Genomic DNA, 21,000 nt, shown 5'->3' with positions numbered 1-21,000 from the left:
GCCGCCGAGGCTATATGTCCACGGTGCCGCTGTCAGGCTGACATCGCGATGGCGGTTACCAGAACAGCCCGCGGATTACCGCTGCTTGCGGAATGTCCTCGACCGCGATCAGTCCTTTGGGGGCGTCGCACACCCAATCGATCACGTTGACCACCCGGGCCGCGGTGGAGACGCATCCGGCCTCGGTGACATCGAGCAGCGGATCCGAGACGTGCGTGTTCAGCTCGACCCGCGGCTCACCCTCGACCACCACGCGGTGCACACCGGGCTTGCCGACAGGCGGGAACTCCCACTCCGGCGCGGACACCTCGGTCAGCCGGGTGATGTGCTCCATCGTGATCACCGGAGCCCCGTCACGCACCCCCTCGACCGCGAACTTGACCGCGGCCATGCCACCGGGTTCGACGGTGCACAGCTTGCACTCGATCCTCTGGTCCGTGTACCAGGGTTCGATCCGTTGCCGAACCTCGTCGAGTTCGATGCCCAGCTGGTCGGCGAGGTTGCGGATGGGGCCTCCCCACATGGTCGTCAGCACACCGGGCAGAAAGAACATCGGCTGCTCATCGTCCGCCTTCAGCCCGAAACCCATTGATTTACCGGTGAACTCGTAGTCGTCATAGTTTGCGTAGTCGAAGATTTCCTGGACGAGCACGGACGTCGCGCGGGTGACCAGGCTGAGCGCGCTGTGCACCTCGGTGTCGCCGGAGAACCCGGGGTCGATGCCGTTCACGTACAGCGACGAGTTGCCCTCCTCGCACGCCTTCTCGAGCGGTCCGGTCAGCCAGTCGTCGGCCTGACGCGGCGTCACCAGCCACACCATCGACGAGCCGACGACGTTGATGCCGGCGGCAAGGAGCTTCGCCAATTGCTCCACGGCTTCCATCGGACGGGTTTCTGCTTGTGCCGTATAGACGACGCAGTCGGGTTCGAGCGCGATCAGCGCATCGATGTCGTCCGTCGCGATGACGCCCGTCGGCTCGGTCAAGCCGCACAGTTCGGCGGCGTCACGCCCGACCTTGTTCGGACTGGCCGCGTGCACACCAACCAGCTCCAGATCCGGCCGACCGATGATCGCCTTGAGTGAATGCTGGCCGACGTTGCCGGTGGAGAACTGCACAACTCGTCGCATCTGAGGTTCCTCGCTCAGTAGTCGGGAATCGGCAGCGGCGAGTTGTTCGAGTCGATGCCGCCGTCCACGTGGAAGATAGCGTTCGTCGCGTAGCAGTCGCGGGTGGACAGATAAACGCACAGCCGCCCGAGATCGGCCACGTCACCCAGCCGATGCAGCGGTGTCGACTCCTCCATCTTCTCGCGCGACCCGGGCATCATGTCGAGGCTTCCCTGCAGACCGTCGGTGGCGAAGGACCCGAGGGCGATCGCGTTGACTCTGATCTTGGGCGCGAGCTCCTGCGCCATCGCTCGGGTAAGTGCCTCCATGCCACCCTTGGCGACGCAGTATGCCGTGAGCGCGCGGATTCCGAAACGCGCTGAGCCCGAGGAGATATTGACGATATTGCCGTGGCCGGCCTCGATCATGTGGCGGGCACACAGCTGGCTCATGATGAAGGCCGATGTCACACACCAGTCGAAGGTATGGCGGAAGTCCTCGTCGGTGATGTCGAGAAACCGAGCGTAGGTCGAACCGCCGACATTGTTGATGAGGATGTCGATGCGGCCGAACTGCTCCATGGCCGTCGACACGACACGCTCCCCGTCGGGGCGGCTCATCGCGTCTGCGACGATCGCCAGCCCCTTGCCGCCGTCCGCCTCGATGCCCTTGATCGTTCCGACGATGTCGGATTCCGTACGTGCTGTTCCGACGACGGTCGCGCCGGCCTCGGCAAGCACCCTCGCAATCCCTTGACCGACCCCCTTGCCGGCGCCCGTGACGATGGCCACCTGCCCGGCGAGGTCGAACTGCTCCAGCGCCATCCGCGTCCTCTCCTTTGAGTGCTGTTCATCTAACGACGTTCATTGACTGAAGTCAACAGAAGTGTCGTTCGTGGGCGACCGGTAAGACGGTAGAGTCGGCGTATGGCATTGGTGGACAGGCCCTCAGCGCGAGAGGCCAAGCGTCTGCAGACCCGTGAGCGTTTGATGGGTGCGGCGATCGCCGAGTTCAAGCGAGCGGGCATGGCCGAGGCCGACGTCGGCGCGATCGTCGCGGCGGCGGGCGTCGCTCACGGCACGTTCTTCTTTCATTTTCCGACGAAGGAACACGTACTGCTCGAACTCGAGCAGCGTGAAGAAGAACGCATCGCCAAACAACTCGCGCGGGCCACGGGTTCCGAGCACGACCTCGTATCGACGTTAGGCGAGGCGGTGCGGCTGGTGATGGGGCTGGAACGCCGACTCGGCGTAGTGCTGTTCAAAGACTTTCTTGCGCTCCACTTTTCACAGACAAGACCCAACGACGAGAGCCGTCAGCACCCCGTGATCGTTGAGGTCGCACAGGTGATCGAACACGCGCAGAAGCGGGGCGAAGTAGACCCTGATGTGAACCCGATGAACAGCGCCGTGTTCTTCCTGCTCGGGCTGTATGCGCTGTTGACGACGACCCACGCCTGGCCCGGCCAGGCCGCGATGATCGACGACTACGTGACGAGGACGCTGCGCAGCATCGAAGCAAAGTAGCCGATTGACTACTGTCCTTGGTTGACTATAGTCAGTCGACATGAATCTGCCCACGCTGAACCTGGGCCGGAAACGTGATGCCAAGACCAGCACCAAGCCCGTCGGCAGTGGCCTTGACGACCACATGGCGGCATCACAGGCGGCACAGCGGCAGGCCGACAAGTGGCTCATCTCCGGCAGCCTGCTGATCGGCACTGCCGCGCTCGGCGTCTTCGGTCTTCCGCTGTTTCTGCGAGGGGTATGGCTCCTTCGCAAGGCGCAACGCGAAGGTCTGACGGTGCGCCCCATGCTGGTGACGCTGCTCGGCTATCTGGTGATCATCGACGCGGCGATCAACACAGTCGGATGGGCCTTGGACCTGGTCGCCAACCACACCATCCTGGCGCGAATCCTGTTGAACGGCTGGGGCGCAATGTTCGACGCCGGTTACTTCTGGCACTACAACGAACTCTGGCTGGGAGGTGCGGCCGGTCCCGGCGAGAAGGCCATGGAAGTCGGGATGATCCTGACCGTCTTCACCATGCGCATCGCGGCGGCGATCGGGTTCCTGCAGATGAAGCGGTGGGGACACCAGTGGATGATCGTCACCTGCTGGATGGGCGTCCTCATCTGGTGCCTCTACGTGTTCAACATGACCATGTACGCCGACGTGCGCCACGCCGGGGTCGTGTTCCCCGTCGTCGGCTGGTGGCTCTACGACATCTTCTACATCACCCCGTTTCTCGCGATCCCCTACCTGCATTCGGTGAACCGTGAGATCTTTTCCGACTGATCTTCAATGACTCGACTCATTGACTTTGGTCAGTAGGTTCGATACAAAGACAGACGATGACGTCACAGGCCAAGGCGACGACGCGCGAGGCGCGCCGTCTTCAGACGCGGGAACGCGTACTCGGCGCTGCCCTCGCCGAGTTCAAGCGCTCGGGAATGTCCGGCGCGGATGTGAACGCGATATCCGCCGCAGCGGGAGTGGCCCACGGCACGTTCTTCTTCCACTTCCCCAGCAAGGAACATGTGCTTTACGAGTTGGAACAGCGCGAAGAAGCCCGCATGGCCGCCGACTTCGAGCGCTTCCTTCAAGGCGCTCACGATCTGCCTGCGGCATTGACCGAGATAGCCGGCATCATCAAAGGGCTCGAGCAGAGTGTAGGTTCGGTCCTTTTCAAAGAACTGCTGGCGCTGCACTTTTCGCCGACACGGCCGCATGCGGACGATTGGACCGATCATCCCGTGATCGTGCTTCTGGTCCGCGAGATCGAGCGGGTCCGTGGCGACGGCTCGGTGCATCCCGAGGTGGACGCGTTCTACAGCGCAATATTTTTTTTGCTCGGCGTGTACGGCGTACTGACCACCACGGACAGCGCCGACAAGCGCGACGCCATGCTCACGAAACTCGTCCACACCGCCGTCCGCGGCATCATCAAGGAGGTCTGAAAATGGACTGGATCTGGGAGATCCTTCGCTATGTCGCAGCGTGGGGCGGGACCGGACTCGTCATCTGGTTCTGGTACTGGATGTTCTCGAGCCTCGGCACGTTCTAGGCATCGATGACCGATCTCTCCGACGCACACGCAATGGCGGTCGAACGCAGTTGCGCAGTGACCGCTGTCGCCCTCAGCGACCAGCGGCGCGAGGGTGTGCGCCTGGTGACCGGTCAGCATCGGGAGTTCAGCCTGAGTTCGACGCTTGACTTCGTGCACGTCCCGTACCCGCCGATACAGCGCGATTGGACGCGCCGAACACTGACTTGCGGAATCGCGCTTCAATGTTCGCCGTCCAAAGACAGGCTCGTTGCGTTCCGGCTCAACGAGTTGTCTGCGCGCGAACTCCGCGCCCTGACTCTCGTCGAAGGGGGTGTCGCCCTGGGCTGGATCGCGTTGCAATGGCCCGGCCTTCTCGGCGCGGCGCGCCGGGCGCTGCCCGACCTGCCGGTGTCATCGCCCGACATGAACGGCGAAGAGATGCTCGACCGTGCAGTCTCGTTGGCGCGTGTCAGGCAGCCACTGGGTTTTCATCCACTGCTGGGCAGGTTGCCACTGGCCTACACAGCGCCCCAGGGTTTGACTGACAAGATGCGCCGCAGCTTCGGCAGGTTGCCCTGGACCACGACGCAGAAGCGCCTGCCGCGGGCGCACTCGGTCCCGGTCGGCGGCGACGGCGGAGTGCGTAACCCAAATCTGCCGCCGCCGAGCAGGCCGCACGAAAACGACCTCGACATCACTCCCGAGCACCGTCCCGGCATTCCCTATCCCGAATGGAACTCCTGGACAAACAGTTTCATGCCCGATCACGTTGCCGTCCTCGAACGCTCACACGTCAGCCGCACCCGTCAGACTGAGCCGGCGTCCGCCGAACTCCGGAAGTGGTTCTCCGAACACACGCATCGCGCGGTGCAAGGTCGCCTCGAGGACGGCTCCGACCTCGACGTCGAGCAGTACGTGCGCCATTACATCGACCTCACCACCGGCGAAGCCATCGAACCGCGAATCTTCCGCGAACTGCTACCCAGCAGTCGCGACGTCACCACGGCACTGCTGTTGGACGGCAGTTCATCGCTGGGGGTGCACGGCGGGCGGATCTTCAAACTGGAGCTTGCCTGTGCCGATGCCCTGTCGAGGGCGATGTCGCTGGCTCGCGAACGCCACGGCATCTTCGTGTTCACCGGCAACACCCGACACCGCGTCGAGGTCAGCTGCCTCAAAGACTTCGAGGAACGGCGGTTCGTGCCGCCGGGCCGACTAGGCCTGGCCACCGGCGGATACACCAGACTCGGAGCACCTTTGCGCCACTTGACGAGTCGGCTGCTGGCTCAACCGTCCGAGCGTCGTCTGCTCATCGTGATCGGCGATGGCCTGATCTCCGACGAAGGGTACGAAGGGCGATACGCATGGGGCGATGCTGCACATGCGGTCGAGGAGGCCAACGACGCCGGCGTCTCCATCTACTACGTCGGTGTCGGACCGACGCGAGTCGACCCGCTGCCCGAGGTCTTCGGACCCCGCCGCTCCCAACGCATCCGGCGGGTGGAGGACCTCCCCCGGGTGCTGGCCCACGTCCACCGCGAACTTGTCTCCGCATGACCGAATCACACCTGAGGAAGCGATGACCGACGACACCTATTACTCCAGCGGCAACGAAGTCAAGTTGTTCGAACAGGCCTATCACCAACGCCTACCCGTCATGCTCACCGGCCCGACCGGATGCGGAAAGACGCGTTTGGTGGAACACATGGGTCTTTTACTCGGCAGACCCGTGGTCACCATCAGCTGCCACGACGACCTGACCAGTTCGGATCTCGTCGGCCGGTTCATGGTGACCGGCGGTGACGTGGTGTGGACGGACGGCCCCCTCACTCGCGCGGTCAAGTCAGGCTCCATCTGCTACCTGGACGAGGTGGTCGAAGCGCGCCACGATTCGTTGGCCATCCTTCACTCACTGACCGACCATCGCCGGTCCCTCTATCTGGATAGAGCGGGCGAAGTCGTTGAGGCGCCCGAGACATTCATGCTCGTCTGCTCATACAACCCGGCGTATCGCAGTTCTCTCAAAGAGCTCAAACCATCCTTCCGCCAACGGTTCGTCACCCTTCCCATGAGGTACCTACCGGCCGACCGCGAAGCCGAGGTCATTGTCGCCGAGGCCACTGTCGCGCTGACGTCGGCACAACGCCTTGTCGCCTGCGCCACTGCCATCCGGACCGCGGACGACGCCTTCCACTTCGAGCCACCCTCCACCCGTGTCCTGGTCACCGCCGCGCAACTGATTGCAGCCGGTGCCACCGAACTGGAAGCCGCCGAGGCCTGCATCCTCGCACCATTGTCCACCGACGGTGCGATCACCGACGGACTTCGTGAAGTCGCGGTGGCCAGCCTGGCCGACGCTGACCGCTCGAGCACGCCTCACTAGGAAGGAGTTACCCGATATGGACCAGAAGGAGAGACAGCGCAAGAAGGCGCTCATCATCCTGCAGATCGTCGTCTATGGTTACCTGGCAGTGATGTTCGGCATCCAGCTCTACATGTCGTTCGCACGAGGGTGGTGGGAATTGTGAACCTTCCACTGCTGAACCGCATTTCGCGCAGCAAGTCGGCCCCCGCGCCGGACGGGAACATCAGCCTCGAGGACCACCACGACGAATCCCGGCTTGCTCAGCGTCGTGCCGACAAGTGGATGATCGCCGGTGCCGCGCTGATGGGGATGTGGGTCCCCGGCTTGATCGGATTCCCCATCTTCATGCGCGGCGTCTGGCTGCAGCGACAAGCGTTACGTGCCGGGCTGTCGGTCCGGCCGATGATCGTCACTTTGATCGGCTACCTGGTGCTGATCGACGGAATGCTCAACACGCTCGGCTGGGCCCTGGACCTCATCGCCAATCACACGCTGATCAACCGGGTGTTGATGGTCGGCTGGGGCGCGATGTTCGACGGCGGCTATTTCTGGCACTACAACGAATTCTGGATCGGCGGCGCCGCAGGACCGGGTGAGAAATCCATGGTGTTCGGGATGATTCTCACGGTCTTCGCAATGCGCTGCGCCGCGGCGATCGGATTCCTGCAGATGAAGCGTTGGGGCCACCAGTGGATGATCATCACCTGCTGGATGGGCGTACTGATCTGGTGTGTCTACGTGTTCAACATGACCATGTACGCCGACGTGCGCTTTGCCGGAGTCGTGTTCCCCGTCATCGGCTGGTGGCTCTACGACATCTTCTACATCACCCCCTTCCTCGCGATCCCGTATCTGCACACGGTCAACCGCGAAATCTTCACTGACTGAACAGGTTTAAGGAGACATATCGTGACCACCACACCTGAGGCCACCGAGGAAACGGCCGAGGATCTTCCCGCTGGAACCACGCCGTACTACGCGCGGATGCACAAGTACATCAAACGCGCGGTCTTGGTATGTCTGGTGGCTCTGGTCATCGAAGGCGCGTTCACACTGCCGTTCATGGCGGTGTACTACGGCTACCCGACTCTGAGCCTCACCCAGATCTGCAGTGAACTGCTCAAGGTGCGCTATTCCGACGACGCACTGGAATGCAAGGTGCCGTACCCGCCGCTGGGACCGCCGGAGGGCGCTGAAGGCAAGGACACCGCCCAGGACGAATGGGGCATCCAGCCCGTGCCCAAGTACAACCGGATCGGTTGGCGCGAACTGGTGCGCATACACGACGAGAGGGTGGCCAGGCAGGCTGCGGAACAAGGTGCCGCCGCTCCGTGACCAATTCGCTAGAGGAGCACGCGCAGAACTGGGATCTTCGCCACGAGGATTTCAAGGACAAGGATTTCCTCTACGACGTCTACTCCGTCATCCGCCAGGCTGCGCCGTTCGCATACACAGATACGCCTTCCCGTTGCCTGGGCTCAAACCTCGCGCGCGTCGAGTTCCGCATCGGTCTGGGACAGGTCTTGTCGAGCTTGCCTGACTACGTTCTCGCGCCCGGCGCCGAAGCGGCGGTCCACGGCAATTCCCTGACGAGGGGATTCCTGACGATTCCAGTGATTTTCACGCCCGGCGAGAAGTCGATATGACGTTCCGAATCGTCCAGTGGACGACCGGCAACATCGGAGTGAAGTCGGTACACGCAATCGTCGAGAACTCGCAACTCGAGTTGGTCGGGTGCTACGCATGGTCACCGGACAAGGTCGGCAAGGACGTCGGCGAACTATGCGGTATCGAAGCGCTCGGCGTGTTGGCCACCGACGACGTCGACGCGTTGATCGCACTGAAGCCGGATTGCGTCGTCTACAACCAGATGTTCGCCGACGTCGACCACCTCGTCCGCATTCTCGAAGCGGGGATCAACGTGGTGACCACATCCGAGTTCATCACGGGACATCGGCTCGGCGACGGGCGCGATCGTGTTGCGAAGGCGTGCGAGGTCGGCAAGTCGACGATCTTCGGCAGCGGACTGAACCCCGGCTTCATCCAACTCTTCGCGATCGTTTCGGCAGGGCTTTCCGATCGGATCGATCGGGTGTACATCGAGGAATCCTTCGACACCACGATCTACAACTCTCCGGAGACCGAGAAGATCATGGGATTCGGATACCCGATCGACTACCCGGATCTGCATGCGGTGACCGAGGAAGGGTCTTCGATATTCCGTGAAGCGGTCATGCTCGTCGCCGACGCCCTGGGGGTCGAACTCGACGACATCCGTTGCGCGGCCAAGTACGCGCAGGCCACGGAGGACGTCAGCCTTCCCGGCGACTGGGTCATCGCCAAGGGCTGCGTGGCGGGAATAGACGTGAGTTGGAAGGGCTACGTCGGTGACCGGGACGTCGTCGAGGCACGGGCGGTGTGGACCAAAGGTCAAGCACTGGATCCAGTGTGGGAGATGGGATTCGGCTACAAGATCACGGTTGAGGGACGGCCGACGATCAAGACCACCCTTGCCTTCGAGCCGCCGCCCGACTTCGTGGCCGAGACCATCGAGGAATACATCCTGCTCGGACTCACCATCACCGCCGTCCCGGTGATCACCGCGATCCCCGCCGTCGTCGCGGCGGCCCCCGGCATCGCGACCTACAACGATCTGCCGCTGCTCCTACCGCGAGGAGTCGTGAATGTCTGAGAAGACCTATCGAGTCATTCAATGGATGACGGGCGATGTCGGGCAAGTCGGGGTCCGGCACTTCTCCGACAACCCCACGTTCGACCTCGTCGCCGTACTCGTCCACGACAAGGAAAAGGTCGGCAAGGACGCGGGTGAGATCGCAGGCATCCCGCCGACAGGTGTCATCGCGACCGATGACGTCGAGGCGGTCATCACCCTGGATGCCGATTGTGTCTTTTACACACCGATCATCATGGACACCGACACCGTGTGCAGGCTCCTGCGTTCCGGCAAGAACGTCGTCACCACTAGCGGCTTCTTTTACTCGTCACCCGATTTCGCCGCGGACGGCGAGAAGATCCGTGCTGCCTGTGCCGACGGCGGAACGTCGTTTCACGGCGGCGGAATACACCCCGGATACGCGGGCGACATACTGCCGGTAACGCTGGCCCGGGTGATGAACAGAATCGACCAGATCCGCGTCGAGGAGGTGGTCAATGTTCTCACCGATGCGCCACTCGACCACATCGACTGGATGGGGTTCGGCAAGGACAGGGACAAATTCCTCTCTGAGCCAACGATTCTCGGTCTTGGTCTTCCGTTCTTCGCGCAGTCGATGTACATGATCGCCGACGGTCTCGGTGTGTCTATCGAGAAGGTGACCGCCGCGGATGTGGCGGCCGCTGTGGCCACCGAGGACATCCCCCACCCGTTGGGTGCGATACCGCGGGACACCGTCGCGGCCCAACGCCACGAGTGGACAGCCTGGGTGGGCGGCAGTCCGCTCATCGTCTTCGAGGCCCTCTACACCACAACCACTCCGGACAAGCTCAAGCCTGCGTGGGAGTTCGGGAAAACGCGCTACCGCATCGAGATCCAGGGCGACCCCCCGACCGAACTCATCCTCCAGGGCGTCGACCAACCGGACGGCACGATGCACCATCCGGGCTACGACTGGACCGCGATGGGCGCCATCAACGCGATTCCAGACGTCTGCGATGCGCAGCCCGGGTGGGTGCACCATTTCGACCTGGGCCTGATCCGGCCGCGAGGCCTGGTCCGCAAATGACCGCACCGCGGCTCCATCACGTCGTCTTCGCCGTCGCGCCGGAGCGCCACGAGACCGTCGCGCAGATGTTCACCAACCTCGGCTTCCGTCTGCAATCGGCCGAACTCGCCGAACTCGGGGTCACCGTCAGCCTGGACTGGGATCGAGGGGTGGAACTCATCAGCCCCACTGCAGGAGCGACGGCGGATGTGGCGGTGTCGGTCCAGGCGTTTCTCGACAGCAACGGCGACGGCATCTATACCGTCGTGCTGCAGGTCCCCGGCGCCTCGGAGGCCGAGGCCGTCGCGGAACGCTACGGCGCGACGATCCGCTTTCGTCAGAAACTGGAGGGCGACGGCACGCACCTCGAGGAGATCGACCTGTCGGTGTTCGGCCTTCCGTTGACATTGCTGGACACCAACATTCCGTGAATATTTTCGACGCCGGCCTCCCGACCCTGTCCTACGACGTCACCGACACGCCGCAGGAGATCTACCCGCAGTTTCGGGCCGCACAGCAGGTCGCGCCAATCGCGCTAGGGCCGATCGGTCCCGAGGTGCTCTCGTATGAGCTGGCCCGAACCGTGCTCCGCGATCCGCGGTTCGTCGTCCCGAAGGGCATCCACCTGTCCGCCCACGGCATCACGTCAGGACCGTTGTGGGACAGGGTGACCCGCAGCATCCTGAACATGGAGGGCGACGAACACCGCCGACTGCGGAGCCTGGTGTCGCGGGCATTCACGCCAAGGGCGACGGCCCGAATGCACGACACCATTCACGCCGTCGTCAACGAGCTCATCGACCAGGTTGCCGACTCGGGCAGCTGCGAGTTCGTCGCGGATATCGCACGGCCCTACCCCATTCCGGTCATCTGCGCGCTGCTGGGCGCTCCGCGGGAGGATTGGCGGCAGTTCTCGCGATGGGCCGACGACATCTTCAAGATCGTCAGCTTCGACTGCAACCTACTCGAGGAGGAACCCGTCGTCCTCAAGGCGTGGGGCGAGTTCGACGACTACATCGACGACATGATCGCCGACAGGCGGCAGAACTTGATCGACGATCTGCTGTCCGACCTCATCCGCATCGAAGATGCGGGTGACCGGTTGGACACCGGGGAGTTGCGCATGCTGGCGTTCAGCATTCTCGTGGCCGGCACCGACACCACCCGCAGCCAGCTCGCCGCGTCGATGCAGGTGCTCTGCGATCACCCCGAGCAGTGGTCGCTGCTGAGAAAGCAGCCGGAGCTGGCGATGCGGGCCGTCGAGGAGACGATGCGTCATTCACCGTCGATGTGCAGCACGGTGCGCAGCGTCGCCGAGCACGTCACCATCGGCGACTACACCTTTCCGGCGGACACCTTCATCATCGTGAATACCTATGCCGCCAACCGCGATAGCGCGATCTATGACGATCCGGCGCGCTTCGACATCACCCGCGACGAACCGCCACCGATCCTGACCTTCGGTGGCGGCGTCCACTACTGCCTGGGCGCCAACCTGGCGCGGTTGGAACTCGTGGAGGCGCTGAAGATACTCACCAAGCGCATTCCCGCCCCACGGCGCACCGAATCGGTGCCGTGGAAGCCTCTGCTCGGTCTCAGCGGACCGACCAGCCTGCAGATAGAGTTCGCCTGATGTCCTACAAGATCGATCCCGACGTGCTGGGCAAGGTGGCCAAGCAGGTCGTCGGCCTGCCGCTGGAGAGCGGTGAGCTGATCACCCGGGCCATCGAGGCGCTCGCCGACGAGTACCCCGACCTCATCGATCCCACGCCGGGACGCTGGGTGGGCAGCAAGGCCGGCGGCATCCTCGGCAAGGTCCGGTTCCTCTACTTCAGCCCGCGTGAGTACATCGTCATCTTCGGCTCACCGACTGGTACCCAAGGCTTTTCGGGCCGCTACAAACATGTCGACGTGTACAAGTTCCTGATGGCCGGCCAAATCGACTGGTATGACGTGGAATCAGACAACATCTCCGCCGCGACACTGTTACCCGGTGAACACGCGCACATGGCGAGGGGTCAGGCCCGTGGCATGACCATCCATCCCGGCTCGTGGCACATCGAGTACGGCCGCGGCGCGGTCGCCACCACCCTGCCGTTCGCGATGGTCGACACGCTGCTGGTGTCACTGGAGTTCGAATCGGTGCGCCGCTCGACAGTCGAGTTCGCCAAGCTGGTGCGCCGCCAGCTGCGCCGCTGACCAGGGCTCGAGTGTTGGGTTATGTCACGGTTGGCGACGAAATGCCGTGACAAAGGCCGACACTCGCGGAGGTCAGTCCCGGGAACGTTCGCAGAAGCGCAGCTGATTGCCGAAGGGATCGGTGATGTCGACCGTCAATCCCCACTCCGCCTCTTCCAGCCCGGGTTTCGCGAATCGGTAATCGCGAGCGGTGATCTCGGCGTGAAACTCACGGATGCCATGCATTGGCACGAACACGACGCTGCCCGGTGTTCCGTCACCGTGGTGCTCGGAGAGATGGATGATCAGCTCGGAGCGGCTGAGCTGGGCATACCGCGGAAAATCCGGACCGAACCGGTGCTCCCAGTCCGTGACGAAGCCCAGGTAGTCGAGGTAGAACTCGTCGGCCTTCGCCTGGTCGAAGATCCGCAGCACCGGGACGCCCCGCTCGAATCGCATCCGATCAGCTCGGCGCGAACACAGATTTGAAGCGGTTCAACGATTCTCGGATGTCACCCTTGAGCGCATTGGCGACGACCATACCGATCGGACCGAACAGAGCGGGACCGCCGAGGTGTACGTCGAACGTGACCGTTGACCTGCCTGGATCCTGCTCGACGGGCCGCACCTTGCCGAGGAGTTTGACCTTGACGCCACCACGGCCGTCACCATTGAGCGTCATCGCCTCCGGCGGTTTGAAGTGCACGATGGTCCACTCGATCCGGTTGGGCATGCCCTTGACTTCCACGATCGACTCGATGACCGTGCCCTTCTCCAGGGTTTCGGGCAGCTTGCTCCGCCACACCCGGTGAATGCTGAGCCACTCCTTGTAACGGGACAGATCCGACGCGCACTCCCACGCCTTCTCCGGCGGAAGGGGAACGTCGACGGAGACGGAAAGTTTGGCCATACGTGCTAGGAGGTGGGCGGCGCCGTCGGCGGCTGGTGCTGCGGCGGGGTCCCCGGCGGCGGCTCAGGTGTCGGAGCCTGGCCTGAATGCTGCGTGGGAGGTACCTGCCCAGCTTGGTTGGTGTTGTCCTGGACGGCCTTCTTGGCAACGCCCTGAACCTTGTCGACGTGCTGGGCGTATTTGCCCTGCGTCTTCTTGTCGACGATGTCACCGGCCTTGTCGATAGCGGTGTCCACCTTGTCGGCGTTCTTGGCCAGCACGGTCTTCAGCTTGTCGAGGAATGCCATGCGGCCACCCTACTCCGAACGCCACAACCTGCGACGTTCCCCCAAGACGGCGCCCTGAACCCACCAGATGACCTCGATCGCCGCCGCCCCGACGAGGCCGATGATCAGCGCCGTCGTCGTGGTTCTGACGTTCGACGGGTCGAGCATGAACGCCTTACGCGCCAGCGGTATCGAGAAGATCACCACATACGCCAGACCCGACACCACAACCAACGCCACTCGCCACCACTGGTACGGCCGTGCGACTACCGCCAGCACCCAGACCCCGGTCACCAGCAGGGTGATCAGGGCCGCCGTCGATGCCTGCATCTGCTCGGCCGCGGTGGCTTCACGTCCCTGATAGGCGACGAGGTACGACGTGAACGTCGCGATACCCACCACCATGCCCGACGGCAGTGCCGCCGTCATGACCCGTCGCACGAATCCCGTGTGCGCCCGTTCGTTGTTGGGCGCCAGCGACAGGACGAACGCCGGGATGCCGATGGTGAACCACGCCGCGATCGTGACGTGGATCGGCTGGAACGGAAACAGCAACGGATCGGTTCCGAACAGCTCGGATGACAGTCCACCGAGGCCGACGAGTATCGCCAGCAGCACCGAGTACACGGTCTTCGTCAGAAACAGGTTCGAAACCCGTTCGATGTTGCCGATCACCCGGCGGCCCTCGCCGACCACGTACGGCAGCGTCGCGAACTTGTTGTCCAGCAACACGATCTGAGCCACGGCGCGGGAGGCCGAGCTGCCCGATCCCATCGCGACACCGATGTCGGCGTCCTTGAGGGCCAGCACGTCGTTCACGCCGTCGCCGGTCATCGCCACGGTGTGTCCGCGAGACTGCAGAGCGTGCACCATGGCCCGCTTCTGGTCGGGCCGCACCCGGCCGAACGTCGTGTACTTCTCCAAGGTGTCGGCCAGCTGCTCGGGCTCGTCAGGTAGCTGGCGGGCGTCCATGGTCTCGCCGCCGAGGCCGAGCGAGCCGGCGACCGCTCCGACCGACACCGCGTTGTCACCCGAGATGACCTTGATCGAAACCTTCTGATCCGCAAAGTAATCCAGGGTGTCACGGGCATCGGGCCGTACGCGTTGTTCGAGCACCACCAGCGCAGCCGGTGTGACGGGGCCGGGCGCCTCGGCGTGATCGACGGGCATCTCGCACGAACCGAGCAGCAGTACGCGAAGTCCCTGCGCGCCGATCTCCTCTGCCTGCTTGGCGATTTCCGACCCCGGCGCGAGTAGCACGTCAGGCGCGCCGACCACCCAGTTGCCGTGGTCGGCGTACGACGCGCCACTCCACTTGGTCGCGGATTTGAACGGTGCAGTGGCGGTTGCTTCCCACCCGGGCGGCATCTTGTAGGCCTCGGCGATGGCCGCCATGCTGGCGTTGGGTCGCGCGTCGTCGGCGGCGAGCTGCGCCAGGATGTCGGCGACTGCGCACTCGTCGAGCTTCTTGAGATCCGATACCCGCATACCGTTTTCGGTGAGGGTGCCGGTCTTGTCGGCGCACACGACGTCGACGCGGGCCAGCCCCTCGATGGCGGGCAATTCGTTGACCAGGCACTGCCTGCGGCCGAGTCGGACGACGCCGACGGCGAACGCGATCGACGTCATCAGCACCAAACCCTCGGGCACCATCGGCACCAGGGCGCCGACCATCCGCAACACCGACTCCCGCCAATCCGAACCGGTGGTGAACAGCTGGGTGTAGATGATCAGCAGGCCGGCGGGGATCAACAGGTAGGTGATGAACTGCAGGATCTTGTTGATACCGCTGCGCAGTTCGGAATTCACCAACGTGAACTTGCTCGCCTCCTCGGCGAGTTTGGCCGCGTAGGCTTCCTTCCCGACCTTGGTGGCCCGGTATGCGCCGCTGCCCGCGACCACGAAGCTGCCCGACATCACGTTGTCGCCGGCATCCTTGGCGATCGGGTCGGCCTCACCGGTGAGCAGGGACTCGTCGACCTCGAGGTTGGACTCCTCGACGATCTCACCGTCGACGACGATCTGGTCGCCCGGGCCGAGTTCGATGATGTCATCGAGCACGACCTCGGCGGGAAGTACCGCTTCGGTCCTGGATTGCCTGCGCACCAAGGGTTTCGCCTGACCGACGATGGCCAGTTTGTCCAGGGTCTGCTTGGCCCGCAGTTCCTGGATGATGCCGATCGCGCTATTGGCGATGATGAGCAGCCCGAACGCGCCGTTGATCACCGAACCGGTGGAGAGCACGATGACGAGCAGCACACCGAGAATCGCGTTGATACGGGTGAACACATTGGCTCGCACGATCTCGGAGACACTGCGGGCCGCACGGGTCGGCACGTCGTTGGTATTGCCTTCGGAAACACGCTGTGCGACTTCGGCGTCGGTGAGGCCGGCGGCTTGGACGGGAACGGTGGTCATCCGTACTCGATTCCCTTCGCGCGAGCGCTCATCGTACGAACGTCCCCTTGCCGAGCTCGTCGTAGTACTCCAGCATCAGCTTGTCGCCGTCGAATGTCGCCTTGGAAATGGTTCCCGGCGGCGCATTTTCGGTGACGAACGTGAACGTGAAGACGTTGCCGTCCCAATGTTGCAGTGGCACGTTCAGCTTCGTGCCGAGCGCCAGCATCAGCTGGCCGTCCTGCTCGGTGACGCGCGCCGGACCCCAATAGTCGTTGGCGTAGGTGCCGACGTAGGTGGCCGGCGGCGCGGCCGGTGCCGGACTCGAGGGCCGCGGCTTGCCGACGAGCGACCCCTCGGGCTCCTCCATCTCGGCGAAGACCGCGCTGTAGAGGCCGTACCAGTCCTCACGCACCTCGCCGAACTGGACCAGATCCGCGAATTGAGCTGTCAGCGTTTCGGGCACGCCCGAGGGGGTGGCATTGGTCAGCGCGACTATCGCCACGTCGGCCGACGGCAGGATCGCGAAATTCGTTCCGGCGCCGAGTTCGAACGCACCCGAGTGGCTCAGTTCGGTACGCGATGCCGACGTCGTCCCCACATTGAAGCCGAATCCATAGAAGCCGGACCGCATCGCGGGTTCCGACGCGGGGCTCGACACGATCTGCGGGGTGAGCGCGGGCAACAGGGCGTCGTCGTCGACGATCTGCTTGTCGCCGTGCTTTCCGTTCGCGAGCACCATCGCGAGCCACCGGGTCATGTCGTTGACGGACGAGCTCGCACCGCCGGCTGGCGCCTGGGGGTCCGCGTCACGGACATAGAGCGGCTCGTACCGATCGTCGACGTGGATGTGTCCGACGGCGCGGTCGGCGCGGGACTCGTAGTCGGCGAACCGGTAGCTCGTCGACGGCATGCCAAGTGGGTCGAACAGCACGTCGTCGGCCAGTACGTCCCACGGCTTGCCGGCGCTCGTCGCGACCGCCTCGGCGCCCGTGGTGTAGCCGTAGTTTGTGTAGGCGTAGGAGATTCGGAACGGATCGAGTGGTTGGTCGCGCAGCCGGTCCATGATGTAGCGGCGGTCGTGGCCGATGTCCTCGAGCATGTCGCCCGCGTGGTCGGGCAGTCCGGATCGGTGCGAGAGCATGTCGCCGACGGTGACCATCTGCGTGACGACCGGGTCGGACAGGGCGAACCACGGCAGCTTCGACACGATGGGGGTGTCCCAGCCGATCGCGTTCACACCGACCTGGTGGGCGACCACCGTCGAGGACAGCGGCTTGGACAGTGACGCCAGTTGAAACACCGTGTCGGGTTCGACGCGGTTCTTCTCGTCATCGCCGGCTCGGACGTCTTTGACGCCGAAACCTTTCGCGTACACGGTTTCCCCCCGGTACACGACGGCGACCGCCATGCCGGGAATCCCGGATTTACGCATCAGTTCCTCGGCGATGCCGTCGAGTTTGGCGATGGCCTTGTCGACGGCGTTCTCGGGCAACGGCATCGCGGGCACCAGCGGCGGCGGTATGTCCGCCTGGGTCGGCGTGGACGGCGGCGCCGGTTCGGCAGGCTTGTCCGCGGTACAGCCCGGTGCAAGGGCGATCAGCCCCACGACGGCCAGCCTGGCCAGTGCATTCATGCGTGCACCGTATCCCGTCGAAATGGCTACAGCAGCCACCACGGGTCGTTCGCCAACGCCGCGTCGGGCTGGACCCGCTGCCCCGGCTTCGGCACCGCGACCAGGGCGTTGTCGGCTTCGGCCGCCTTGACCAGTCGCTGCACCGGCTCAGACCACGGATGCGGCGCGAGCCGGAACGTCGCCCAGTGGATAGGGACCAGCAACCCCGCGTCGCTGACGTCGCGGTGCGCGCGAACCGCTTCCTCGGGGTTCATGTGGATGTCTGGCCAGCCGGGGTGATAGGCGCCCACCGGCATCAGGGTCAGGTCGAACGGTCCGTGCTCTACGCCGATGTCGCCGAAGCTGTTCGAATATCCGGTGTCACCGCCGAAGAACGCGCGATGGCTGGGCCCGATCAGCGCCCATGACGACCACAGCGTCGTATTGCGGGTCAGGAATCGGCCAGAGAAATGCCGCGCGGGGGTGCACACCAGGGTCAGGTCGCCGAGGCGGGCACTCTCGTTCCAGTCGAGTTCGACGATCCGGTCGGCCGGGATGTGCCAGGACCGCAGATGGGCGCCGAGGCCAAGCGGGACGAAGAACTTGGCCCGCTGGGTGCGGGCCAGTTGTTTCACGGTGTCGATGTCGAGGTGGTCGTAGTGGTCATGGCTGATGATGACCGCGTCGATGGCCGGCAGCGCCTCCAGCGGAGCCGGCACCGGGTGCAGCCGCCGCGGGCCGATTGTCCTCGACGGCGAGCAACGGTCGCTCCAGACGGGGTCCGCCAGCACGCGGTAGCCATCGACCTCGATGACCGCCGACGAGTGGCCGTACCAGGTGACGGCGAGATCACCCGCCGCCAAGCTCGGGTCGGGTGTGACCAACGGGACCTCTGAGGGCGGAAGCTGGCTCGAACTCCCGCCGATGACCTCACGGACCAGCAGGAACTGTTCCTGGCGGGTCAGGCTTGCTGGGCTCGCCGCCTCGAGGTTGACGAAGACGCCGTCCTGGTAGTTCGGGGACCTCTTGGCGACACCGTCGATCTCCCCCGGGGACGCGCCGAGGGCCGACGGCGTGCCATGTAGCGCGCGCAATGCCCATCCCCCGGCCAGCAACGAAGCCGTACCAAAGCCGATGCGCAGCGTCGCCCCGATCATCAGGCCCCCTGGAACCTCGGCGGCCGCTTCTCGATGCGCGCCACCTGAGCCTCGATGACGTCCTGGCTGGCCCATGCCCGGTCGAACAGATCCGTGTGCTCGGGCCACGGGTCCTCGTAGGCACCGTCGTCGTTGAGCACGCGCTTGGCGTGCTGCAGGGCCAGCGGCGCGTAGCCGGCGAGTTCGGCGGCCCAGGCCTGCGCGTCCGCCAGCGTGCCGATGCGGTTGGCCATGCCCGTGTGCAGGGCGGCCTCGGCGGTCAGCCGTTCGGCGCCGAGCAGCATGCCCCTCGCGCGGCCGGCTCCGACCAGCGAGGTGAGCCGTCGGATGCTCCAATTATCCAGCGCCAGACCATATTTCGCGACGGGGAACTGGAAGTACGCCTCGGGTGCGACGACCCGTAGATCGCAGATCATCGAGAGGATGACGCCTGCGCCGATCGCGGGCCCGTTGATGGCGCCGATGACCGGCACGGGTGCCCTGTCGATCGCGATGTTGAGGGCCTTGGCCTTGTCGGGGAGCTCCTCGGCAACGCCCGCAGCGTCGGTCAGATCCGCCCCGGAGCTGAACACATGGCCCTGGCCGGTGAGCACGATGACGCGGACATTCTCGCTCGCGGCCTTCTCCACCGCATCACGCAAACCGTCTACGAGTGCGCCGTTGAGCGCGTTTCGGCGGTCGGCGCGCTGCATTTCCAGCGTCATCACGTCGCCGTCGCGGGTCACACCAATCATGGCGCCACCCTATATAACCTCTGAGTGTGAGCCGGATCGGTGCCATTGAACTGCGCGATGCCGTGCTGGACGCAGATTCGTTCCGCAGCTGGGACACCCCACCGCTGGAGGTCGGCGGCAGCGAGGAGTATCGGCGCGAGCTGGCTGACGCGGCTGCCAAGACCGGCCTTGACGAGTCGGTGCTGACGGGTGAGGGCACCGTCTTCGGGCGACGAGTGGCTTTGGTGGCCTGCGAGTTCGACTTCCTGGCGGGTTCGATCGGGGTGGCCGCGGCTGAGCGGATCACCCGTGCGGTGGCCCGCGCGACGGCCGAGCGCCTGCCGTTGGTCGCGTCGCCGAGTTCAGGTGGCACCCGCATGCAGGAGGGCACTGTCGCGTTCCTGCAGATGGTCAAGATCGCCGCGGCCGTCGAACTGCACAAGCGGGCGCATCTGCCGTACCTGGTGTACCTGCGCCATCCGACAACCGGTGGGGTGTTCGCCTCGTGGGGGTCGCTTGGCCATGTGACCGCAGCCGAACCGGGCGCGCTGATCGGTTTCCTCGGTCCGAGGGTGTACGAGCACCTCTACGGTGAGCCCTTCCCTTCGGGCGTGCAGACCGCGGAGAACCTGCAGCGCCACGCCGTGATCGACGGCGTGGTGCCGCTGGAGGCGGTGCGCTCAACGCTCGACCGCACGCTGAAGGTTCTCGCCGATGCGCCCGAGCCGCCACCGCCACCGCCGGCGCCCGTACCGATAGCCGACGTGCCCGCGTGGGATTCGGTGGTGGCCTCGCGTCGGCCGGACCGCCCCGGCGTGGGATACCTGTTGCGGCACGGCACGTCCGACCGGGTCCTGTTGTCGGGCACCGGCCGCGGCGAGGATGCCACCACGCTGCTGGCCTTGGCCAGGTTCGGCGGTCAACCAGCCGTCGTGCTCGGCCAGCAGCGGGTGCTGGGCGGCATGGTCGGCCCGGCGGCGCTGCGTGAGGCGCGGCGGGGCATGGCGCTGGCCGCAGGACTCAAGTTGCCGCTGGTGCTCGTCATCGACACGGCGGGACCGGCGCTCACGGTCGAGGCCGAACAGGACGGCTTGGCCGGCGAAATCGCCCGCTGCCTGGCCGATCTCGTCACGCTGGACACTCCGACGGTGTCGATCCTGCTCGGCCAGGGCAGCGGGGGGCCCGCGCTGGCGATGGTGCCCGCGGACCGGGTACTGGCCGCGCTGCACGGCTGGCTCGCCCCGCTGCCACCGGAAGGCGCGAGCGCCATCGTTTTCCGCGACACCGACCACGCTCCGGAACTTGCTGCGGCACAAGGCATACGCTCAGCCGACCTGTTGCGCAGCGGCATCGTCGACGCGATCGTGCCCGAGTCTCCCGATGCGGCCGATGAACCGCTGGCCTTCACCCAGAGGTTGTCGGCGACGATCGCCAACGAACTGCATTCGCTGCGTTCAGTTTCCGACGACGAGCGGCTGACCGCGAGGTTGGCGCGCTATCGCCGAATCGGACTGTAGAGG

At 64.7% G+C, this 21,000-nt stretch carries 24 protein-coding genes; 15 read left to right on the top strand and 9 right to left on the bottom strand.

Annotated elements, in window-relative coordinates:
* Nucleotides 1–55 precede the first annotated feature (55 nt).
* Complete coding sequence (locus BST47_RS22430) at nucleotides 56–1,129, bottom strand: NAD(P)H-dependent amine dehydrogenase family protein (protein ID WP_083127865.1); 1,074 nt, start codon at nucleotides 1,127–1,129, stop codon at nucleotides 56–58.
* A gap of 14 nt (nucleotides 1,130–1,143) precedes the next feature.
* Nucleotides 1,144–1,932 carry an SDR family NAD(P)-dependent oxidoreductase gene (locus BST47_RS22425; protein ID WP_083127864.1) on the bottom strand — a complete coding sequence of 263 codons (789 nt, stop codon included), beginning with the start codon at nucleotides 1,930–1,932 and terminating at the stop codon, nucleotides 1,144–1,146.
* A 102-nt stretch (nucleotides 1,933–2,034) separates the two neighbouring features.
* On the opposite strand from BST47_RS22425, the gene BST47_RS22420 reads away from it, so the two are divergent.
* The 14 genes from BST47_RS22420 (at nucleotide 2,035) to BST47_RS22360 (ending at nucleotide 12,443) form a co-directional block, all read left to right on the top strand.
* Nucleotides 2,035–2,634 (top strand): TetR family transcriptional regulator, encoded by a 600-nt coding sequence (locus BST47_RS22420; protein ID WP_083127863.1) that lies wholly within the window; start codon nucleotides 2,035–2,037, stop codon nucleotides 2,632–2,634.
* A 124-nt stretch (nucleotides 2,635–2,758) separates the two neighbouring features.
* Nucleotides 2,759–3,406: a hypothetical protein gene (locus BST47_RS22415; protein ID WP_207568669.1), complete on the top strand. Its 648-nt coding sequence runs from the start codon at nucleotides 2,759–2,761 to the stop codon at nucleotides 3,404–3,406.
* Nucleotides 3,407–3,462: 56 nt separating this feature from the next.
* Nucleotides 3,463–4,068: a TetR/AcrR family transcriptional regulator gene (locus tag BST47_RS22410; protein WP_083127861.1), complete on the top strand. Its 606-nt coding sequence runs from the start codon at nucleotides 3,463–3,465 to the stop codon at nucleotides 4,066–4,068.
* A 113-nt stretch (nucleotides 4,069–4,181) separates the two neighbouring features.
* Nucleotides 4,182–5,714: a nitric oxide reductase activation protein NorD gene (locus tag BST47_RS22405; protein ID WP_083127860.1), complete on the top strand. Its 1,533-nt coding sequence runs from the start codon at nucleotides 4,182–4,184 to the stop codon at nucleotides 5,712–5,714.
* A 22-nt stretch (nucleotides 5,715–5,736) separates the two neighbouring features.
* A complete protein-coding gene (locus BST47_RS22400) occupies nucleotides 5,737–6,540 on the top strand; it encodes a CbbQ/NirQ/NorQ/GpvN family protein (RefSeq protein WP_083127859.1) in 804 nt (267 codons plus the stop codon).
* Between the two features lie 16 nt (nucleotides 6,541–6,556).
* Nucleotides 6,557–6,685 carry a hypothetical protein gene (locus BST47_RS31475; RefSeq protein ID WP_272937646.1) on the top strand — a complete coding sequence of 43 codons (129 nt, stop codon included), beginning with the start codon at nucleotides 6,557–6,559 and terminating at the stop codon, nucleotides 6,683–6,685.
* A complete protein-coding gene (locus tag BST47_RS22395) occupies nucleotides 6,682–7,410 on the top strand; it encodes a hypothetical protein (protein ID WP_083127858.1) in 729 nt (242 codons plus the stop codon). Before BST47_RS31475 ends, BST47_RS22395 begins: the two co-directional genes overlap by 4 nt.
* 21 nt (nucleotides 7,411–7,431) lie before the next feature.
* A complete protein-coding gene (locus BST47_RS22390) occupies nucleotides 7,432–7,857 on the top strand; it encodes a hypothetical protein (protein ID WP_083127857.1) in 426 nt (141 codons plus the stop codon).
* Entirely contained in the window at nucleotides 7,854–8,168 is a 315-nt protein-coding gene (locus BST47_RS30920; RefSeq protein WP_207568665.1) for a hypothetical protein, read from the top strand. Before BST47_RS22390 ends, BST47_RS30920 begins: the two co-directional genes overlap by 4 nt.
* Complete coding sequence (locus tag BST47_RS22380; protein ID WP_083127856.1) at nucleotides 8,165–9,214, top strand: NAD(P)H-dependent amine dehydrogenase family protein; 1,050 nt, start codon at nucleotides 8,165–8,167, stop codon at nucleotides 9,212–9,214. The genes BST47_RS30920 and BST47_RS22380 overlap by 4 nt, the downstream gene beginning before the upstream one ends.
* A complete protein-coding gene (locus tag BST47_RS22375) occupies nucleotides 9,207–10,265 on the top strand; it encodes an NAD(P)H-dependent amine dehydrogenase family protein (protein WP_083127855.1) in 1,059 nt (352 codons plus the stop codon). The genes BST47_RS22380 and BST47_RS22375 overlap by 8 nt, the downstream gene beginning before the upstream one ends.
* On the top strand, nucleotides 10,262–10,675 hold the full coding sequence (locus BST47_RS22370; RefSeq protein ID WP_083127854.1) for a hypothetical protein: 414 nt from the start codon (nucleotides 10,262–10,264) through the stop codon (nucleotides 10,673–10,675). The genes BST47_RS22375 and BST47_RS22370 overlap by 4 nt, the downstream gene beginning before the upstream one ends.
* Nucleotides 10,672–11,877 (top strand): cytochrome P450, encoded by a 1,206-nt coding sequence (locus BST47_RS22365; protein WP_234809816.1) that lies wholly within the window; start codon nucleotides 10,672–10,674, stop codon nucleotides 11,875–11,877. Before BST47_RS22370 ends, BST47_RS22365 begins: the two co-directional genes overlap by 4 nt.
* A complete protein-coding gene (locus BST47_RS22360; protein WP_083127852.1) occupies nucleotides 11,877–12,443 on the top strand; it encodes an isomerase in 567 nt (188 codons plus the stop codon). The genes BST47_RS22365 and BST47_RS22360 overlap by 1 nt, the downstream gene beginning before the upstream one ends.
* Before the next feature lie 72 nt (nucleotides 12,444–12,515).
* On the opposite strand, the gene BST47_RS22355 is transcribed toward BST47_RS22360, so the two are convergent.
* From BST47_RS22355 to BST47_RS22325, 7 genes are read right to left on the bottom strand one after another with little or no spacing between them, the layout of a single operon-like run.
* The gene (locus BST47_RS22355; RefSeq protein WP_083127851.1) at nucleotides 12,516–12,881 is read right to left on the bottom strand and encodes a glyoxalase superfamily protein; all 366 of its coding nucleotides are present in this window, start codon (nucleotides 12,879–12,881) and stop codon (nucleotides 12,516–12,518) included.
* A gap of 4 nt (nucleotides 12,882–12,885) precedes the next feature.
* The gene (locus BST47_RS22350) at nucleotides 12,886–13,332 is read right to left on the bottom strand and encodes a type II toxin-antitoxin system Rv0910 family toxin (protein WP_083127850.1); all 447 of its coding nucleotides are present in this window, start codon (nucleotides 13,330–13,332) and stop codon (nucleotides 12,886–12,888) included.
* Between the two features lie 5 nt (nucleotides 13,333–13,337).
* Nucleotides 13,338–13,619 carry an antitoxin gene (locus tag BST47_RS22345; RefSeq protein ID WP_083127849.1) on the bottom strand — a complete coding sequence of 94 codons (282 nt, stop codon included), beginning with the start codon at nucleotides 13,617–13,619 and terminating at the stop codon, nucleotides 13,338–13,340.
* A 9-nt stretch (nucleotides 13,620–13,628) separates the two neighbouring features.
* Nucleotides 13,629–16,016, bottom strand: a complete 2,388-nt coding sequence (locus tag BST47_RS22340; RefSeq protein WP_083127848.1) for a cation-translocating P-type ATPase — start codon at nucleotides 16,014–16,016, stop codon at nucleotides 13,629–13,631.
* Between the two features lie 28 nt (nucleotides 16,017–16,044).
* Nucleotides 16,045–17,631: a serine hydrolase gene (locus tag BST47_RS22335; RefSeq protein ID WP_083127847.1), complete on the bottom strand. Its 1,587-nt coding sequence runs from the start codon at nucleotides 17,629–17,631 to the stop codon at nucleotides 16,045–16,047.
* Nucleotides 17,632–17,657: 26 nt separating this feature from the next.
* Nucleotides 17,658–18,767 carry an MBL fold metallo-hydrolase gene (locus BST47_RS22330; RefSeq protein WP_083127846.1) on the bottom strand — a complete coding sequence of 370 codons (1,110 nt, stop codon included), beginning with the start codon at nucleotides 18,765–18,767 and terminating at the stop codon, nucleotides 17,658–17,660.
* Nucleotides 18,767–19,501 (bottom strand): enoyl-CoA hydratase, encoded by a 735-nt coding sequence (locus BST47_RS22325; RefSeq protein ID WP_083127845.1) that lies wholly within the window; start codon nucleotides 19,499–19,501, stop codon nucleotides 18,767–18,769. Before BST47_RS22325 ends, BST47_RS22330 begins: the two co-directional genes overlap by 1 nt.
* A 26-nt stretch (nucleotides 19,502–19,527) precedes the next feature.
* On the opposite strand from BST47_RS22325, the gene BST47_RS22320 reads away from it, so the two are divergent.
* Nucleotides 19,528–20,997, top strand: coding sequence for an acetyl-coenzyme A carboxylase carboxyl transferase subunits beta/alpha (locus tag BST47_RS22320; protein ID WP_083127844.1), 1,470 nt, complete (start codon nucleotides 19,528–19,530; stop codon nucleotides 20,995–20,997).
* Nucleotides 20,998–21,000 lie beyond the last annotated feature (3 nt).

It is taken from the genome of Mycolicibacterium tusciae (assembly GCF_002086795.1).
Lineage (GTDB): Bacteria > Actinomycetota > Actinomycetes > Mycobacteriales > Mycobacteriaceae > Mycobacterium > Mycobacterium tusciae.
The sequence above is the reverse complement of the archived record's forward strand: the minus strand, read 5'-3'. Positions and strand labels throughout refer to the sequence as shown.

Coding starts and splice junctions, on each gene's coding strand:
- BST47_RS22400 (WP_083127859.1), top strand. CDS start 5,737: ATGACCGACGACACCTATTACTCCAGCGGCAACGAAGTCAAGTTGTTC.
- BST47_RS22335 (WP_083127847.1), bottom strand. CDS start 17,631: ATGAATGCACTGGCCAGGCTGGCCGTCGTGGGGCTGATCGCCCTTGCA.
- BST47_RS22370 (WP_083127854.1), top strand. CDS start 10,262: ATGACCGCACCGCGGCTCCATCACGTCGTCTTCGCCGTCGCGCCGGAG.
- BST47_RS22345 (WP_083127849.1), bottom strand. CDS start 13,619: ATGGCATTCCTCGACAAGCTGAAGACCGTGCTGGCCAAGAACGCCGAC.
- BST47_RS22405 (WP_083127860.1), top strand. CDS start 4,182: ATGACCGATCTCTCCGACGCACACGCAATGGCGGTCGAACGCAGTTGC.
- BST47_RS22410 (WP_083127861.1), top strand. CDS start 3,463: ATGACGTCACAGGCCAAGGCGACGACGCGCGAGGCGCGCCGTCTTCAG.
- BST47_RS22330 (WP_083127846.1), bottom strand. CDS start 18,767: ATGATCGGGGCGACGCTGCGCATCGGCTTTGGTACGGCTTCGTTGCTG.
- BST47_RS22340 (WP_083127848.1), bottom strand. CDS start 16,016: ATGACCACCGTTCCCGTCCAAGCCGCCGGCCTCACCGACGCCGAAGTC.
- BST47_RS22350 (WP_083127850.1), bottom strand. CDS start 13,332: ATGGCCAAACTTTCCGTCTCCGTCGACGTTCCCCTTCCGCCGGAGAAG.
- BST47_RS22425 (WP_083127864.1), bottom strand. CDS start 1,932: ATGGCGCTGGAGCAGTTCGACCTCGCCGGGCAGGTGGCCATCGTCACG.
- BST47_RS22380 (WP_083127856.1), top strand. CDS start 8,165: ATGACGTTCCGAATCGTCCAGTGGACGACCGGCAACATCGGAGTGAAG.
- BST47_RS22415 (WP_207568669.1), top strand. CDS start 2,759: ATGGCGGCATCACAGGCGGCACAGCGGCAGGCCGACAAGTGGCTCATC.
- BST47_RS22355 (WP_083127851.1), bottom strand. CDS start 12,881: ATGCGATTCGAGCGGGGCGTCCCGGTGCTGCGGATCTTCGACCAGGCG.
- BST47_RS31475 (WP_272937646.1), top strand. CDS start 6,557: ATGGACCAGAAGGAGAGACAGCGCAAGAAGGCGCTCATCATCCTGCAG.
- BST47_RS22325 (WP_083127845.1), bottom strand. CDS start 19,501: ATGATTGGTGTGACCCGCGACGGCGACGTGATGACGCTGGAAATGCAG.
- BST47_RS22420 (WP_083127863.1), top strand. CDS start 2,035: ATGGCATTGGTGGACAGGCCCTCAGCGCGAGAGGCCAAGCGTCTGCAG.
- BST47_RS22360 (WP_083127852.1), top strand. CDS start 11,877: ATGTCCTACAAGATCGATCCCGACGTGCTGGGCAAGGTGGCCAAGCAG.
- BST47_RS22430 (WP_083127865.1), bottom strand. CDS start 1,129: ATGCGACGAGTTGTGCAGTTCTCCACCGGCAACGTCGGCCAGCATTCA.
- BST47_RS22375 (WP_083127855.1), top strand. CDS start 9,207: ATGTCTGAGAAGACCTATCGAGTCATTCAATGGATGACGGGCGATGTC.